Here is a 17,162-nt window from a genome sequence, read left to right as displayed (position 1 = left end):
GATGAGGCCAGTATGAGCACGATTAATCTTGAGGGCGAACGGATAATTCCGCCGCCGCATTCAACACCGATTCGCTCTGTCAGTGATGTGGCAAACGTCATTAACAGCAGCAGCAGTAAAAACAGCTACGCCCGCTGGATCGTGTTTCTGGCATTGGGCGGCGTCTTCCTCGACGCCTACGATCTGACCACGCTGTCCTACGGGATTGATGACGTGGTGAAAGAGTTCGGGCTGACGCCAACCCTGACCGGGCTGGTGACCTCGTCGATCATGATCGGCACCATCGTCGGCAACCTGGTCGGCGGCTGGCTGACCGATAAATACGGCCGCTACTCGGTATTTATGGCCGATATGCTGTTCTTTGTGGTGTCGGCGATTGCCGCTGGCCTGGCACCGAACGTCTGGGTGCTGATCGGCGCGCGTTTCCTGATGGGCGTCGGCGTGGGGATTGATTTGCCGGTGGCGATGGCCTACCTGGCGGAATTCTCCAAATTCACCGGCAAGGGCAATAAGGCCTCGCGGCTGGCGGCCTGGTGCCCGATGTGGTACGCCGCTTCCTCGGCCTGTTTCTTTATCATTTTTGCCCTCTATTTCCTGCTGCCAAAAGAGCATCTGGACTGGCTGTGGCGCGCATCGCTGCTGTTTGGTGCGGTGCCTGCGCTGCTGATCATCGCCGTGCGCAGCAAATTTATGAATGAATCGCCGCTCTGGGCGGCCAATCAGGGCGATTTGAGTGGTGCGGTGCGTATCCTGCGGGATTCCTACGGCATCGTCGCCCATGAAGCCGAGCCAGAAAAGCCGGCGGTAGAAAAAAAAGCGCCGCCCAGGGTCAGCTTCCGCGTGCTGTTCCAGAAACCCTATCTGGAGCGCACCGTAGTGACCGCGGTGATGAACGTCTGTATCTCGTTTGAATACACCGCGATTGCCTTCTTCCTGCCGTCGATTCTGGCGCAGTTCCTCGGCGCAGGCGTGTTTGAAACCATCTCCGCCTCGCTCGGCCTTAACGCGCTGTTTGCCTTTACCGGCGGACTGCTGGGCATGCGCCTGGCGTGGAAATTCCCGTCACGGCATGTGGCGATCGCCGGCTTTGCGCTGCAGTTTATCGCGCTGATTTCGCTGGCGCTGGTCGGTCATCCTGAAGCGACCGCCGGGGTGGTGTTTGCCATGCTGATGCTGGGTCTGTGGCTGTTCGCCGAAGGCTTTGGCCCTGGCGCGCAGATGATGATCTATCCGGCGCTCTCTTATCCTACCCATATTCGCGCCACCGGCGTCGGCTTTGGCCGCTCGCTGTCGGGCATTGGTAGCGCGCTGGCGCTGTTTATCCTGCCGATCCTGCAGGCGGCTTACGGCACCAATATGTTCTGGATCGTCTCGCTGGCCGCCATTATCCCGATTTTCTTCCTGCTGATTATTCGCTTCGAACCGACCCGTCAGGACATTGACACCGAACACGAAACTGGAGAACACCATGTCTGAAGCCACTTACCCGGATTACGAAATTCTGGCCGCCAGATTCCGCCCGATCTTCAACCAGATTGCCGAAGGCGCGGTCGCGCGTGAACATCAGCGGACGCTGGCCGATGAGCCAATCCGCTGGCTGAAGCAGGCCGGATTCGGCACCCTGCGCATCCCGGTGGAACAGGGCGGATTGGGTGCCAGCCTGCCGCAGCTGTTCCAGCTGCTGATTGAACTGGCCGAAGCCGACTCCAACCTGCCGCAGGCGCTGCGCGCCCATTTCGCCTTTGTCGAAGATCGCCTGAATCAGCCCGACAGCGAAGAGCGTCGCCAGTGGTTCAGCCGTTTTGCCGACGGTGAACTGGTCGGTAGCGGCTGGAGCGAAATCGGCAACCTGAAGCTGGGCGAAATCAAAACCCGGGTGTCGCCGGGCGAAAACGGCTGGCGGTTGAACGGGGAGAAGTTTTACAGCACCGGCACGCTGTACGCCGACTGGATAGATGTCTTTGCGAAGCGCACCGACAACGACCGCGATGTGATTGCGCTGGTCAGCACCCATCAACCGGCGGTCCAGCGCGACGATGACTGGGATGGCTTTGGTCAGCGCCTGACCGGCAGCGGCACCACGCGCTTTAACGAGGCGGAAGTGGAGCCGGCGCACGTCTATGACTTCAGCGAGCGCTTTCGCTATCAGACCGCGTTTTACCAGCACGTATTGCTGGCGACGCTGGCCGGCATTGGCCGTGCGGTCAGCCGCGATGCTGCGCAGGGCGTGGCGGCGCGTAAGCGTATCTACAGCCACGGCAACGCGCCGCTGGTGAAGCAAGATGTGCAGGTGCTGCAGGTGGTCGGGCAGATCGACAGCTGGGCATGGGCGGTGGAGTCCGCCGTGCAGCGCGCGGGGCATTCGCTGCAGCGGGCGTTTGACGTCGAGCATCAGGGCGGCAACGAAGAGGCGATCCAGCAGGCCAACGTGCAGGCGGAGCTGGAAGCTGCCAAAGCGCAGGTGATCGCGACCGAGCTGATCCCGCGTGCCGCCACCGAACTGTTTAACGCGCTGGGCGCATCGGACACCCGCGTCAGCAAAGCGCTGGATCGTCACTGGCGCAACGCGCGCACCGTGGCGTCACACAACCCGGTGATTTATAAAATCCGCAACGTCGGCGACTGGGCGGTTAATGGCCGCGAACCGACGTTTATCTGGCAGATTGGCAATGGGGAATAGGGCTGTGGGCGCGCCGAAAAAAATCCTGTTAAACGCCTTCAATATGAACTGCGTTGGGCACATTCATCACGGCATGTGGACGCATCCTCAGGATCGTTCCACGGAGTTTAACAGCCTGAGTTACTGGCTGGATCTGGCGAAGATCCTCGAGAAAGGGCTGTTTGACGGGCTGTTTATCGCCGATATTCTCGGCGTGTACGACGTCTATCAGCAGGGGATCGCCCTGACCGCCAGCGAATCTATCCAGCTGCCGGTCAACGATCCGCTGATGCTGGTGTCGGCAATGGCCAGCGTCACCGAACATCTGGGCTTTGGTCTGACCGCCAACCTGAGTTACGAAGCGCCGTATCCGTTTGCCCGCCGCTTGTCGACGCTCGATCATCTGACCGCCGGTCGGGTGGGCTGGAATATCGTTACCGGTTATCTCGACAGCGCCGCCCGCGCCATGGGGCAGACGGAACTGTTGGGGCATGACCGTCGCTACGATCAGGCCGATGAGTTCCTCGACGTCAGCTATCAGCTATGGGAAGGCAGCTGGGAAGAGGACGCGGTGCTGGCCGACCGTCATCAGCGGTGCTATGCCGATGCCAGCAAAATTCATCCGGTGCGTCATCGCGGGGAATTTTATCAGGTGGAGGGCTATCACCTCTCCCAGCCGTCTCCGCAACGCACGCCGCTGCTGTTCCAGGCGGGAAGTTCCGCGCGGGGGATCCAGTTCGCGGCGCGCCATGCGGAGTGCACCTTTGTGAATGGCAGCACGCCACAGGCGATGCGCGCACAGGTGGACAGGCTGCGGCAGGCGGCGAAAGCGGCCGGCAGGTTGCCGGAGGATCTGAAAATCTTTATGGGCATTTCGGTGATAGTGGCTCCCACCGAACGCGAGGCGCAGGAAAAGCATCAGGAATACCTGCGTTATGCCAGCCCGGAAGCGGGCATCGCCCACTTCTCCAGCTCGACCGGCATCGATCTGGCGGCGTTCGACCTTGATGAGCCGATACAGAGCGGTGCCACCCGGGCGATCGAGTCGGTCAGCAAAGCCTACAGCGGCTGGACCAAACGTCAGCTGCTGGAACAGCATGCGTTGGGTGGACGCTATGCGCTGATTGTCGGCGACCCGCAACAGGTCGCTATCGCGCTGATCGACTGGATCGACCAGGCCGGAATCGACGGTTTTAACCTCACGCGCATCGTGAATCCGCAAAGCTATATCGACTTTATTGAATTCGTGGTGCCGGAACTGCAGAAGCGCGGGCGGTATAAAACGGCTTATCAACCCGGCACGCTGCGAAAAAAACTGTTTAATAACGACAGGCTTGCCGAACGTCATCCGGCCGCTGCCTGGCGTCGGGGAGGGAAGAATAACCGGAATAATGATTAACGCGTTCTATTGCTAAAACTCGCTCAGGATTAGCTGAAATTGATCTGAATGGATGAATTTCAGCATGCTAAGTTGAACTCTTATTAATTTCACCAGGTACAGATGATGATTAGCCAAAATATAAAAAACAGTGCGGTTATTAAGTCAGGTTTGCGTGCGTCAGGTTTAGCCTTATTTACCCTGTCGGTGTTATTTTCCTTATCCGCTCAGGCAGCACCGAATGGTGAGGTGCCGTCGTTGCAGGGTAAACGCATCGGGATCACCGTGGCCGGGACCGATCACTACTGGGACCTGAAAGCCTATCAGGGGCAGGTGGATGAGGTGAAACGCCTGGGCGGCACGCCAATCGCGCTGGATGGTGGCAGGAAGGAGGCGCAGCAAATCGGCCAGATCCAGACGCTGATTGCGCAAAAGCCGGACGCGATTATCGAAACGCTCGGCACCGCCTCGGTACTGGAACCCTGGCTGAAAAAGATTCGCGCCGCCGGGATCCCCTTATTTACCGTCGATACTGCCAGTCCGTCGAGTATTAACGTTACCACTTCGGATAACTTTTATATTGGCGAGCAGCTGGCGCTGAAAATGGTTAACGATCTGCGTGGTGAGGGCAATATTCTGGTATTTAACGGATTCTATGGCGTGCCGGTGGTTGCCATGCGTTATGACCAGCTCAAAGCCGTTTTGAAATGGTATCCAAAAATTAAAATTATTCAGCCGGAGCTGCGTGATGTGATCCCCAATACGGTGCAGGATGCCTATGCGCAAATTAGCCAGCTGTTAAACAAATACCCGAAAGGCACGGTGCAGGCGATCTGGGCAGCGTGGGATGTGCCGCAAATTGGAGCCACCCAGGCGGTGGATGCCGCCGGGCGCAGCGAGATCAAAACCTACGCCGTTGACGGCAGCCCGGACGTGGTGTCGCTGGTGAAGGATCCGAAATCCAGCGCCGCGTCCGTGGTGGCACAGCAACCGTACCTGATTGGCCAGACCGCGGTGCAGAACGTCGCACGCTATCTGGCGGGCGATCGTTCTCTGCCGCCAGCCACCTACGTACCGGCGCTGGTGGTGACCAAAGAGAATGCCGCTGAGGTGCAGAAAACGCTGGGACAAAGCGATGCAAAATAGCGCTCCGCTGCTGGCGATGAGCAACATCAGTAAAGCCTTTGCCGGCATCCCGGCGCTGCGTCAGGTCTCGCTGACGCTGGCGGCCGGGGAAATCCATGGCCTGATCGGCCATAACGGCGCAGGCAAATCGACGCTGATCAAAATTCTCGCCGGGCTACAGCAGGCGGATGACGGGCAGATTGTGCTGGAAGGGCGGGAAACCGCGCTTCCTTCACCGCAGGCGGCAAAGGCGCTGGGGATTGAAATTGTCCATCAGGAGCGGCTGCTGGCGCCGAGCCTGACGGTGGCGGAAGCGCTGTTACTGGGTGAGGAGCCGCGCTATCCCGGCCTGCCGTTGATCAACCGACGGCTGATGCGCCGCACGGCGGCACAGGCGATTACGGATCTGTTCGGCATCGCCATTCCTCCCGATCGCCTGATTGCCGATTTAAGCGTGGCGGAGCAGCAGCTGGTGCAGATTACCCGTGCCATGCGCCAGTCGCCGCGCATTCTTGTGTTTGATGAGCCGACCGCCGCGTTAGGGCAACATGAAGTGGCGGCGTTGTTTCGCGCTATTCGCCGCTTACAGCAACAGGGGCTGGCGATCCTCTATGTCTCGCATTATCTCGATGAAATTACCGCGCTTTGCCAGCAGGTGACCGTGCTGCGCGATGGGCGTAACGTCGCCCATCATCAGGTCAGTCAGATCACCGCCAGCCAGCTGATCGGCGATATGCTCGGCGGCGAACAAAAAGCGCTGACCCGCCGGGATGCGCAGCCGCAAACGCATCCGGTATTGCGGGTTGACAATCTGGCGGCGGCCGGGCGCTTCGAACAGGTTAGCTTTACCGCTTATCGCGGTGAAATACTTGGCATCACCGGCCTGCTGGGCTCCGGCGGCAAGGCACTGGTGCGCGCGCTGTTTGGGCTGGAACACGGCCTGAGCGGCACGCTGACGCTGGATGGCGAGGCCTGGCTGCCGCATTCGCCGCATCAGGCGGTGAAGCATGGCGTGGCCTTTGTGCCGGAAGATCGTCGGGCCAACGGCATCGCGCCGGATTTGAGCGTCAGGGAAAATATCGCGCTGACCAGCCTGTCGGCCTTAACGCAAAAGCTGCTGATCGATGGCGGTAAAGAACGCCGCCTGGTGGCGGACAATATCCGCGTTCTGGGGATCCGCACGCCCGGCGACCGGGCCGCCGTGCGCCTGCTGTCCGGCGGCAACCAGCAAAAGGTGGTGCTGGCAAAATGGCTGAATACCGGGGCGAAGGTTTATCTGCTGGATGAGCCGACGGTGGGGGTGGATATCGGCGCGAAGGCGGAGATCTATCGCGCACTGCACCAGCTGGCGGCCAGAGGGGCGCTGGTGATCCTGTTTTCAACCGATCTGCTGGAGTTGCAGTCGCTCAGCGATCGCATCCTGGTGATGGCGCGCGGCAAAGTGGTGAAAATCCTGCAGGGCGCGGACACCGACGATCATGAAATCCTCGCCTGGGCCGCTGGCGCTCAGTCGGCGGCGACGGGAGCGTTAACATGACCGAACTTTCTTCTGCTGCGTCAGCAACGGCGGTTAGCGGACGCACTGCCTCCGCGCGCGATCGCAAAGGACCGCGGCTGCAACTGGGCGCGTTTCTGCTGATTATTGCGGTGCTGGCGGTGTTTGCCTTCCTGTCGCCGATTTTCCTCACCTTCGGCAATCTGGGTAACGTCCTGCAGCAAACTGCGGTCACCGGCACGCTGGCCTTTGGCCTGACGCTGGTGCTGAGCGGCGGCGGCAGTCATTCGCTGACCGGTGGCATCGATCTGTCGGTGGCGGCCAATATGGGCCTCAGCGCGGCGGTTTTCGCCACTCAGCTAAGCCAGGGCGCGTCGCCTGAAACCGCCTTGCTGTTGGCATTACTGACCGGCGGCGCGGTCGGGCTGGTCAACGCCATCGCGGTGGCGTGGCTGAAGATTTTGCCGCTGTTAGCCACCCTGACCACCATGAATATCGCCCTCGGGCTGGAGATGGTGGTGACGCAGAATTCAACGGTGCCGGTCAGCGGCCCGCTGTTTGACGCGCTGATTGGCGCAGGGCCGTTATCGCTGCCGTGGCTGGCCTGGGCCTTTGCCATCGTGGCAGGGCTGTTTGCGATTCTGACCCATCTTTCTCCGTTTGGCCTGCGGCTGCAGGCGGTGGGCAGTCATCCGCTGGCCGCACGGGCCAACGGGCTCTCCGTCGCGCGCTATCTTGCCGCCAGCTACGTGCTTTGCGGGCTGGCAGCCGGTCTGGCGGCGTTCGGCTCGGTCACGGTGCTCAGCGGCAGTTCGCCGGGCGCCAACGATAACCTGCTGATGGTGATCGCCGCCGTGTTGCTTGGCGTGGTCTTCTCGCGTCGGCTGGTGCCCACCATCCTCGGCACATTGGTGAGCGTGGTGTTCCTCGGGCTGATCGCCAATGGTTTCCAGCTGATTAACGTCTCCAGCTACTGGATCAACGGCGTGGAAGGCGTGCTGATCCTGCTGGTTGTCTCGCTGACCGCCTTCCTGCGTCAACGCCATCAAAGGAGTAAGGTCCTTGTCTGATATCACTCTGTCGCCGGTCCTGACCCGGCTGCGTGGCAACCTGCTGCGGGTCAGCGTGTTGATCTGTTTTGCTGCACTGCTGATCTTTTTTAGCTGCTTCGCGCCGGGATTCTTCAGCTTCAATAATCTGCAAAGCGTGCTGCTGAATAACGTCGCGCCGCTGGCGATTGCCGCGCTGGCGATGACCGTGGTGGCCTCAATGGGGGCCATTGACCTGTCGATCGGTACCGCCATCGATTTTGCCTGCCTGGTGCTGGTGACGCTGACGCTGCATCAGGTCGGCCTGCCGCTGGCGCTGGGCGCGGCGTTACTGGCGGCGCTGTGCGTCGGGCTGCTCAACGCCTTTCTGGTGGCGGTGCTGGGCGTGGAGCCGTTTCTGGCCACGCTCGGCACGTTGTTTATCGGCCAGAGCATGCAACAGCTCTCGTCGGGCGGCGGCCAGCCGGTCTATTTACTCAGCCAGGTGCTGCCAGCCGGGTTTTCCGCCATCAGCCACGGTTCGCTGGCGGGGATCCCGCTGCCGCTGTGGTACGTGCTGGTGATTGCCGTGGTGCTGCATATCCTGCTGCAACGCACCCGCTTTGGTCGCGCGCTGACCTTTACCGGCGTGCAGATCAGCGTCGCCCGCTACTCGGGCATCGCCGTTGGCCGCACGCTGGCAGTGGGATTTGTGCTCAGCGCGGTGGTGGCCGGCGTGGTGGGGCTGATGCTGGCCGCCAACGTCAAGGCCTGGGTGCCGATGTCGGGCAATGCCTACCTGCTGAACGCCATCGGCGCGGCCTTTATCGGCAGCACCTTTTCGGCTCAACGGCGGCCCAACGTCGCCGGCACTTTGCTGGGCGTGGTGCTGCTGAGCTTTGTCGCCAACGGGCTGCTGCTGATTGGCTGGAACTTTTACTGGCAGCAGGTCGCCACCGGCGTGCTGATTTTCCTGGTGCTGGCCGCCGGTGCACTGAAAGGCCGGCAACGCGCCTGAATAAGGAACCGACGCGGTGCGGAATAACAAACGGCAGGGGGTGTATACCGACCCGCGTAAGGTGCATCCGATTGCGCACCAGGGCCGCTATTATCAGGTGCCGGATGCGCACCTCAGCGAGCCCAGCCCACAGCGCACGCCGGTGCTGCTGCAGGCGGGCACCTCATCGCGTGGCAGCCACTTTGCTGCGAAATATGCCGAGGTCATTTTTATGGCCGGGCTGACCAGCGACGCGATCCGCAACGATATTGCGCTTATCCGCACGCTGGCGGCGGAGTACGGGCGCGATCCCGCCTCGCTGCGCTTTATTGCGGCGGTCACCGTGGTCACCGGGGAAAACGATGCCCAGGCCCAGGCGCGCTATGCCGATTTCCAGCACTACATCAGTGAAGAGGCGGCGCTGGCGCTGTTCTCCGCCTGGACCGGCGTTGACTGGTCGGCGTTCGATTTGGATCGCCCTCTGGAGTATATCGAAACCGATGCCTGCCGTTCGGCATTGGCCAGCCTGACCCGAATTGACGCGGGCCGACAGTGGACGCTGCGGGAAGCGGCAGGTTACATCGCCATTGGTGGTCTGCATCCGACGCTGGTCGGCGGCGCGGCCACTATCGCCGATCGGCTTGAAGAGTTTGCGGCTGAATCCGGCGTCGATGGTTTTAATATCGGTTATGCGATCAGTCCCGGCAGCTTTGAAGATTTTGTCCACTATGTGGTGCCTGAACTCGCGGCGCGCGGCAGGATTGCCGCCAGACCGGCCACGCCCTTAACGCTGCGTGAGCGGTTACAGGGCGAAGGGCAATCAAGGCTGCCGGACGATCATCCCATCAGCCAGTACCGCCATAACCGCGCTGAAACCGGCTAACCCTGCTTTCCTGTGCCAGGCTTAAAGCGATGCATAGCATAAGACATCGCCTGAGACCTTAAGGAGAACCAATGAAAAAGATGCTGGCACTGGCCGCATTACTGGCTTTTAGCAGCCACACGATGGCCGCAGAGGGTGGATATAAAACCGGCGAAGCGCCACCGCCGCCGCAGCAAAAGGATGCGGGTAAAAAAGGCACCGAAGATACCGCTGAGAGCACGGTCGCCTCACTGGCGGATCAACGGTTGAATGCCTGGGTGACGCTGGAAGGATTTTTGATCAAGAAAACCGGGGCGGAAACCTTCGATTTCCGCGATGACAGCGGCACCATCCGCGTCACCGTGCCGCAAAGCGCCTGGAAAGGTAAAGAGTACAGCGCCAAGGATCTGGTCCGCCTGAGCGGCTATGTGAAAGGCCAGGGCAAATCCCGCCATGTCCAGGCCCAACAAATTAAAACGCCGTAAGTTCACTATTTCACAGCTCCTGCCGGACAGGGGCTTTTTTCCGTATCCTCACGCCGTTTGAAAACAATAATTAGCCTGAAGCTCGAACCCTCCTCTTTTATTACCCGTGTGCCATTTAACCGGCCATGACCACACCCATGCCAAATACACCAAACCGCACTGCTTAATCTGTATCAGGCAAAGCTTAGCCGAAAATAAAATAAGCCAATTTAGCGGCATTAATTACGCCATATTCAATCTTCCCGCGAGATAAAAGGCGTATTGCCATTTTATCACTACATATTTCACTTTTTGTTGTTTTACCTGTTCGCATTGCCACGCCACACTCAATGGCAATTAGACGTGAAAAGGAATGGGTGAATGGCATATCGACTGAGTCTGTTAGATAAATCACCGGTTGCACCGGGTGAAACGCCGGGCGCAGCCCTGCAGCGCACGCTGCAACTGGCTCAGCAGGCGGAAGCCTGGGGCTTTCATCGTTTCTGGCTGGCTGAACACCATAATACTTCTCATCTGGCCGGGCCTTCGCCGGAAGTATTAATTGCATGGATTATCGCCCAGACCCGACATATTCGCGTCGGCTCTGGCGGCGTGATGTTGCAGCATTACAGCCCGTATAAAGTTGCCGAGAATTTTAATTTACTGGCTTCACTGGCGCCCGGTCGAATTGATCTCGGCGTCGGTAAAGCGCCCGGTGGATTACCCCTTTCGACCCATGCATTACAGCTTGGAATTCATGCTGACGAAAAGGGCAGCTTTGCCGAACAGCTGAGCTTACTGGATAACTGGTTGCAAACCCCATCGCCTGGCGATGCAGCCGATGAAGAAGCGCTGAATGCCACGCCGCTGCCGTTAAAGCCGGTGTCCCGCTTTCTGTTGGGGGCCAGTGAGGAGAGTGCGCGGCTGGCGGCGGAGCTGAACTGGCAGTTTGTCTTCGCGGCGCATATCAACGGCGACAGGAAGCAGCTGGAAAACGCCTTGAACACCTATGCGCGCGTAAGCCAGGGACAGAAAGCGTTGGTGGCGGTGCAGGTGGTGGCGGCGGACTCGCCGGCGCAGGCTGAGCTGCTGGTCTCCGGCATGAAGCAGTTCCACGTGCAGGTCAAAAACGGCCCCGGCGTGAATGTCGCCAGCCTTGAACAGGCGGAACGCTATCTACGACAGGGCGGCTTTACCGATTACCTGATCGAACCGCGCACGCCATCGCTGCTGAAAGGCACCGCCGCGCAGGTTCATGCGCAGTTTGAAGCGCTCCATCAGAACTTTGGCATTGATGAATTCATCATTGATACACCGATCGTCGATGCCGCAGCGCGACGAAACTCGCTGGAACTGCTGGCGACCCATCATCTGATCGCGGCCTGAAACGTGTAGCGGAGGTTTACCTTGAAGCCAAATGAAGCACAGCTGATTGAATGGCGTCGCGAATTGCACACCTGGCCGGAACTGTCCGGCAAAGAGTTTGCCACCACCCGACGCCTGCGTGAATGGTTGCAGAATGCCGGCATCAGGCTGCTGGAGACGGCGCTGGAAACCGGCGTTGTGGCGGAAATTGGCGAGGGGGAACCGCTGATTGCGCTACGTGCGGACATCGATGCGTTACCGATTTTTGAAACCAGCGGCGTGCGTTTTCACTCGCGGGAAGCGGGGGTGATGCACGCCTGCGGTCATGACCTGCACAGCGCGGTGATGCTTGGTGCCGCGCTGGCGCTGAAGGCCAATGAAGCGCAGCTGAAAGGCCGGGTACGCATCCTGTTTCAACCGGCGGAAGAGATCGCCGTCGGGGCAAAGCAACTGATCGCCGCCGGACTGCTCGACGGCGTGCAGGCGATTTTCGGCATGCATAACGAGCCGGGCTTACCGGTCGGCACCTTTGCCACCCGCAGCGGTGCGTTTTATGCCAATGCCGACAAATTCATTATCCGGGTAACCGGCAAAGGCGCGCACGCCGCCCATCCCGAACAGGGCGTTGATGCGATTGTCGTCGCCAGCCAGATTATTCAGGGGCTGCAAGGGCTGACCAGCCGCAGCTTCAATACCCTCGACAGCCTGGTGCTGAGCATTACCCGCATTGACGGCGGAAAAACCTGGAACGTGCTGCCGGCGGGCGTCGAGTTTGGTGGCACCGCGCGTACCCACGATCTGAAGGTGCGTGCAGAGCTGGAAGCCCGCGTGCGCCAGCTGGTGGAAAGCTACGCGCTGGCCAGCGGCGCTGAAGCCACCCTGAGCTGGCATGCCGGTCCGCCGGTACTGGTGAACGATGCGGACTGGGCGCAGTTCAGCGCGGAAGTCGCTGAGCAGGCCGGTTACCGGGTGCTGAATGCCGATTTGCATCTGGGTGGCGAAGACTTCGCCTTCTATCTGCAACAGGTGCCTGGCGCGTTTGTCAGCATCGGCAGCGCCAGCGAATATGGCCTGCATCACGGCAGCTTCAATCCTGACGAGGCGTCTATCGCCCCGGCCGCACACTATTTCGCGCTACTGGCGCAGCAGGCGTTGCAACAGCTTAACGCCCGATGTTGTCCGCCCCTGACCGAAACGCACTAAATCCCCGATTAACGCCTTAGCGGGAGGATCACCTTCCTCCCGTCCGGCACCGCTATCGCTAAAAAAAGAGAGAACATCATGACCCGTAGACAGCTTCGACTGGGCACTATTCTGCACGGCGCATCTGGTAATATGTCCGCATGGCGCCATCCGGCGGCGCAGGCTGATGCCAGCATCAACATCGACTACGCCAAAAAAATCGCCCGTAAAGCCGAGCAGGGCAAGCTGGACTTCCTGTTTGTCGCCGACGGTCTGTTTATCAACGAGAAGTCGATCCCGCACTTCCTTAATCGCTTTGAGCCGTTAACGCTGTTGTCCGCACTGGCGGGCGCCACCGAGCATCTCGGGCTGGTGGGAACGGTTTCCACCTCTTACAGCGAACCCTTTACCGTCGCCCGGCAGTTTGCCAGCCTCGATCACCTGAGCGGCGGTCGCGCCGGCTGGAACGTGGTCACTTCGCCGCTGGAAGGCTCGGCAAAAAACTTTTCGCGCCAGCAGCACCCGGAACATGCGCTGCGTTACCGCATTGCGGATGAATATTTGCAGGTCGTAAAAGGGCTGTGGGATTCCTGGGAAGAGGGCGCGTTTGTGCGCAACAAGGAGAGCGGTCAGTTCTTCGATCCGCAGAAACTGCACACGCCAAATCATCACGGTGATTTCTTCCAGGTGCAGGGCCCGCTGAACATTGAACGCACGCCGCAGGGCCGTCCGGTGATCTTCCAGGCCGGCGCGTCTGAAGATGGCCGCAAGCTGGCCGCCCGCCATGCGGATGCCATCTTTACCCATCAACCGACCCGTGAAGAAGCGCAGGCCTTTTATCAGGATGTGAAGAAGCAGGTGGTGCAGAACGGCCGTCAGGCGGACGAGCTGCATATCTTCCAGGGCGTCAGCGTGATTGTCGGTAACGATGCGCAGGACGTTGAGGATCAATATCAGGCCACCGCCGCGCTGGTGTCGATCAAAGATGCACTGAACTATCTGGGGCGTTTCTTCGACCATCATGACTTCTCGCAATACCCGCTGGATGAACCATTCCCCGAACTGGGCGAGATTGGCCAGAACAGCTTCCGCAGTACCACCGATGAGATCAAACAGAAAGCCCGTCAGCACGGCCACACCCTGCGTCAGGCCGCGCTGGAATCGGCCACGCCGCGTCCGCTGTTCCACGGCACGCCGGAGCAGGTCGCCGACGGCTTGCAACTGTGGTTCGACAGCGAAGCGGCGGATGGCTTCATCATCAACGGCGGTACGCCGGATACCTTTGAACGCTTTGTCGATCGCGTGGTGCCGATCCTGCAGGCAAGAGGCCTGTCACGCAGCGAGTATCCCGGCAAAACCCTGCGCGACAGCTTTGCCCTGAAAAATCCCCTTAATCAGTTCGCTATATAATAAGAGCCTGAACAATGCAGAAAACTCATACCCTCATCGCGTTACTGTTACTGGCCGCCAGCGGCAGTAGCCTTGCAGATACCACTAACGTGGCGGTTAACGGTCAGCGCGTCAGTCTTGAAGCCAATAAAACCCCGGTCAATACCGAAAAAAATCCGCAGGCGGTCTCGGCATTACCGGCCGGATTCCGCCCGGCGGTTCCCGGTTCCTTTACCGTGGCGGTGGCAGCGCTGAATTCGCCGCCGCTGACGGTGTTCTCCGATGACAACAAAACCCTGCTCGGCAGTGAAGTGGATATCGCCCGTCTGGTGGCCGACAGCCTCGGCCTGAAGCTCAACGTGGTGCCGACTTCCTGGGAAGACTGGCCGCTGGGCGTGGCTTCCGGCAAATATGATGCGGCGATCACCAATATTACCGTCACCAAAGAGCGTAAAGAGAAGTTTGATTTCGCCACCTACCGTAAGGACTCGCTGGGCTTCTACGTCAAAACCAGCAGCCCGATTAAATCGCTGAGCAAAGCGGAAGACATCGCCGGCCTGCGCATCATCGTCGGTTCCGGCACCAACCAGGAAGCGATCCTGCTGGCCTGGGATAAAGAGAACCAGGCGAAAGGGCTAAAGCCGTTTACCCCGGTCTATTCCAAAGATGATGCCGCCCAGACGCTGGCGCTGCAGTCCGGCCGCGCGGATGCCTATTTTGGCCCGAACGTGATTGGTGCCTGGAAAGCGGCGCTGACCGGTAAAACCCGACTGGTCGGCAGTGTCGATGGCGGCTGGCCAAAGGCGGCGCATATCGCGGTGACGCTGAAAAAAGGCAGCGGCCTGGTCGATCCGGTGAATATCGCCCTGAATGGCGTGATGAAGAACGGCGACTACCAAAAGGTGCTGAATCGCTGGGGAGAAGGGGTTGAAGCTATCGACCATTCCGAAATCAACCCACCAGGATTAGGCGACTAAGGAGCCCGCAATGACTCACAGACAATTCCGCGATGTCTCGCCGGAGGCCCCTGAACTGCAACCGATCCTCACCGGGTTGTTTGGGGAATATGCCGCGCGCTACGGCGATTACTTTAGCAGTCTGAAAGAGGTGGAGCTGACCGAGTGGTATCTGCCGCCACAGGGGCTGTTTATCGTGCTGGAGAGTGATGGCGAGATCATCGCAATGGGCGCGTATAAGCCGTATGACGCGCAGACGGCTGAGCTGAAACGCATCTGGACGCGCAGCGATCTGCGTCGTCAGGGGCTGGCGCTGATCGTGGTCAAAGAGCTGGAGCGCCGGGCGATCCTCGCCGGCTACAGCCGCTTTTTCCTCACCACCGGATTCCGTCAGCCCGAAGCCGTGCGCCTGTACAGCGGCCATGGCTACGTGCCGCAGTTCGATCTGAGTGGCGATCTGGAGCGTTACAGCCAGCCGCCGCATGACGGTCGTCTGCGTTTTATTAAAGTGGTCGATGCTGACCGCATCGCCCAGGCCAGTTAAGGAGTGAGCATGGACAAGCAGCTGGAAGTGGTACCGGCCCGGTACCCGGGGCGCATTATCGGGGCGGTGGTCGCCCTGTTTATTCTTGCCGGTGTGGTGCAGTCGGTGGCCTTCAACCCGCGCTGGGAATGGGGGGTGTTTGCCCGCTGGTTCTTCGATCCGGTGATCCTGCACGGGTTGGGGCAGACGCTGCTGCTGACCCTGTTAGGCACGGTGTTCAGCCTGGCGTTCGGCGGACTGCTGGCGCTGGCCAGGCTCTCTTCCTCCTGGTTGTTGAGCAGCCTGGCCTGGGGCTATATCTGGCTGTTCCGTTCGCTGCCGCTGATTGTGGTGCTGATCATTCTGTATAACTTCTCGTACCTGTACGAAACCCTGTCGGTCGGCGTGCCCTTTACCAGCCTGTCGTGGGGGCATTTCCAGACCATTAACGTGCTCGGTCAGTTCCCGGCCGCGGTGATTGGCCTGACGCTGGTGCAGGCGGCGTACAGTGCCGAAATCATTCGCGGCGGTTTCCTCGGCGTGGATTTTGGTCAGCACGAAGCGGCGTCGGCGCTCGGCTTATCGGCTTTCCGCCGTACCTTCCGTATCATTTTACCGCAGGCGTTACGCGCCATTATTCCGACCGCCTTTAACGAAATTATCAGTCTGGCGAAGGGCACCGCGATGGTGTACGTGCTGGCGATGCCGGAACTGTTCTACACCATTCAGATGATTTACAACCGCAATCAGGAAGTGATCCCGCTGTTGATGGTGGGTGCTGCCTGGTATCTGATTATCACCACCGTGCTGTCCGTGATCCAACATAACGTGGAAAGCTGGCTGGCGCGCAGCGTCACCCGCGAACCTAAACCGTCACGCTGGCGTCAATGGCGTACCCGCGTCACGCCTGTTACCCCGTCAGAGGAGATCGTTCATGTCAGAAGCCATTGATTACCGCAACGTCAATGCCACCGGCGCCATCAGCATTACCGGCGTCAGCAAAAGCTTTGGCCAGCATAAAGCGTTGAACGACGTCTCGCTGGAGCTGGAACCCGGTTCGGTTACGGTGATCCTCGGCCCGTCGGGCTCCGGGAAATCCACCTTGCTGCGCTCGATTAACCATCTGGAGCGGGTCGACGAGGGCTTTATCCGCATCGATGGCGACTACATTGGCTATCAGCAGCGGGGAGACAAGCTGTATGAACTGAAGGAGAAGGCGATCCTGCGCCAGCGCATCAACGTCGGCTACGTGTTCCAGAACTTCAATCTGTTTCCCCATCTGAGCGTGCTGGAGAACCTGATTGAAGCGCCGATCGCCCATCGTCAGCTGTCAAAACGCGATGCGATTATTCGCGCCGGTGAGCTGCTGGATATTGTTGGCCTGCGTCACAAGGCCGATGCCTGGCCGCGCCATCTCTCCGGCGGCCAGCAGCAGCGCGTCGCCATTGCGCGGGCGCTGATGCTGAATCCGCGGGTGATGCTGTTTGACGAGCCGACCTCGGCGCTGGATCCGGAGCTGGTCAGCGAAGTGCTGGACGTGATCAAGAAGCTGGCGCGGTCCGGCACCACGCTGGTGATCGTCACCCATGAGATTGGCTTCGCCCGTGAAGTGGCGGACCATGTGGTGTTTATGGACGAGGGCAAAATCATCGAGCAGGGCAGCAGCACCCAGGTGTTGAACAATGCCCGTCATGAACGAACGCGCCGTTTCCTCGCTCGCGTGCTGTAAGGAAGGGACC

Annotated in this window: 16 protein-coding genes; all 16 read left to right on the top strand. The window is 59.9% G+C overall.

All coding sequences use genetic code 11. The annotated features are described in order from the left end of the window. Positions 1 to 12: 12 nt before the first annotated feature. The 16 genes from AC1UKS_RS11565 (at position 13) to AC1UKS_RS11490 (ending at position 17,152) form a co-directional block, all read left to right on the top strand. Positions 13 to 1,476 (top strand): MFS transporter, encoded by a 1,464-nt coding sequence (locus AC1UKS_RS11565; RefSeq protein ID WP_265910422.1) that lies wholly within the window; start codon positions 13 to 15, stop codon positions 1,474 to 1,476. After that, positions 1,469 to 2,680: an acyl-CoA dehydrogenase family protein gene (locus AC1UKS_RS11560; RefSeq protein WP_482433658.1), complete on the top strand. Its 1,212-nt coding sequence runs from the start codon at positions 1,469 to 1,471 to the stop codon at positions 2,678 to 2,680. Before AC1UKS_RS11565 ends, AC1UKS_RS11560 begins: the two co-directional genes overlap by 8 nt. A gap of 43 nt (positions 2,681 to 2,723) precedes the next feature. Continuing rightward, positions 2,724 to 4,058, top strand: coding sequence for an LLM class flavin-dependent oxidoreductase (locus tag AC1UKS_RS11555; RefSeq protein ID WP_482436933.1), 1,335 nt, complete (start codon positions 2,724 to 2,726; stop codon positions 4,056 to 4,058). 102 nt (positions 4,059 to 4,160) lie between these two features. Further along, complete coding sequence (locus AC1UKS_RS11550) at positions 4,161 to 5,183, top strand: sugar ABC transporter substrate-binding protein (protein WP_265910425.1); 1,023 nt, start codon at positions 4,161 to 4,163, stop codon at positions 5,181 to 5,183. Then, positions 5,173 to 6,699, top strand: coding sequence for a sugar ABC transporter ATP-binding protein (locus AC1UKS_RS11545; protein ID WP_482433656.1), 1,527 nt, complete (start codon positions 5,173 to 5,175; stop codon positions 6,697 to 6,699). The genes AC1UKS_RS11550 and AC1UKS_RS11545 overlap by 11 nt, the downstream gene beginning before the upstream one ends. Then, positions 6,696 to 7,727 carry an ABC transporter permease gene (locus AC1UKS_RS11540; protein ID WP_482433655.1) on the top strand — a complete coding sequence of 344 codons (1,032 nt, stop codon included), beginning with the start codon at positions 6,696 to 6,698 and terminating at the stop codon, positions 7,725 to 7,727. Before AC1UKS_RS11545 ends, AC1UKS_RS11540 begins: the two co-directional genes overlap by 4 nt. Continuing rightward, entirely contained in the window at positions 7,720 to 8,703 is a 984-nt protein-coding gene (locus tag AC1UKS_RS11535; protein ID WP_482433653.1) for an ABC transporter permease, read from the top strand. Before AC1UKS_RS11540 ends, AC1UKS_RS11535 begins: the two co-directional genes overlap by 8 nt. Before the next feature lie 16 nt (positions 8,704 to 8,719). Next, positions 8,720 to 9,565, top strand: a complete 846-nt coding sequence (locus AC1UKS_RS11530; RefSeq protein WP_482433652.1) for an LLM class flavin-dependent oxidoreductase — start codon at positions 8,720 to 8,722, stop codon at positions 9,563 to 9,565. A 71-nt stretch (positions 9,566 to 9,636) separates the two neighbouring features. After that, positions 9,637 to 10,029: a YgiW/YdeI family stress tolerance OB fold protein gene (locus AC1UKS_RS11525; RefSeq protein WP_265910430.1), complete on the top strand. Its 393-nt coding sequence runs from the start codon at positions 9,637 to 9,639 to the stop codon at positions 10,027 to 10,029. Positions 10,030 to 10,389: 360 nt separating this feature from the next. Beyond that, positions 10,390 to 11,394: an MsnO8 family LLM class oxidoreductase gene (locus AC1UKS_RS11520; RefSeq protein ID WP_482433651.1), complete on the top strand. Its 1,005-nt coding sequence runs from the start codon at positions 10,390 to 10,392 to the stop codon at positions 11,392 to 11,394. Positions 11,395 to 11,415: 21 nt separating this feature from the next. Further along, positions 11,416 to 12,576 carry an amidohydrolase gene (locus AC1UKS_RS11515; protein ID WP_482433649.1) on the top strand — a complete coding sequence of 387 codons (1,161 nt, stop codon included), beginning with the start codon at positions 11,416 to 11,418 and terminating at the stop codon, positions 12,574 to 12,576. 78 nt (positions 12,577 to 12,654) lie between these two features. Further along, positions 12,655 to 13,965 carry an LLM class flavin-dependent oxidoreductase gene (locus tag AC1UKS_RS11510; RefSeq protein ID WP_482433647.1) on the top strand — a complete coding sequence of 437 codons (1,311 nt, stop codon included), beginning with the start codon at positions 12,655 to 12,657 and terminating at the stop codon, positions 13,963 to 13,965. Between the two features lie 14 nt (positions 13,966 to 13,979). Next, a complete protein-coding gene (locus AC1UKS_RS11505) occupies positions 13,980 to 14,921 on the top strand; it encodes an ABC transporter substrate-binding protein (RefSeq protein WP_053143274.1) in 942 nt (313 codons plus the stop codon). A gap of 10 nt (positions 14,922 to 14,931) precedes the next feature. Beyond that, positions 14,932 to 15,444, top strand: a complete 513-nt coding sequence (locus AC1UKS_RS11500) for a GNAT family N-acetyltransferase (protein ID WP_265910435.1) — start codon at positions 14,932 to 14,934, stop codon at positions 15,442 to 15,444. A 9-nt stretch (positions 15,445 to 15,453) separates the two neighbouring features. Further along, positions 15,454 to 16,374, top strand: coding sequence for an amino acid ABC transporter permease (locus tag AC1UKS_RS11495; RefSeq protein WP_373421576.1), 921 nt, complete (start codon positions 15,454 to 15,456; stop codon positions 16,372 to 16,374). After that, complete coding sequence (locus AC1UKS_RS11490; protein WP_013202112.1) at positions 16,358 to 17,152, top strand: amino acid ABC transporter ATP-binding protein; 795 nt, start codon at positions 16,358 to 16,360, stop codon at positions 17,150 to 17,152. Before AC1UKS_RS11495 ends, AC1UKS_RS11490 begins: the two co-directional genes overlap by 17 nt. The last annotated feature ends 10 nt before the right edge of the window (positions 17,153 to 17,162 follow it).

The sequence above is a fragment of the Erwinia sp. AK-PDG3-5 genome (assembly GCF_056821705.1).
This window is presented reverse-complemented; position numbering and strand designations above follow the sequence as displayed.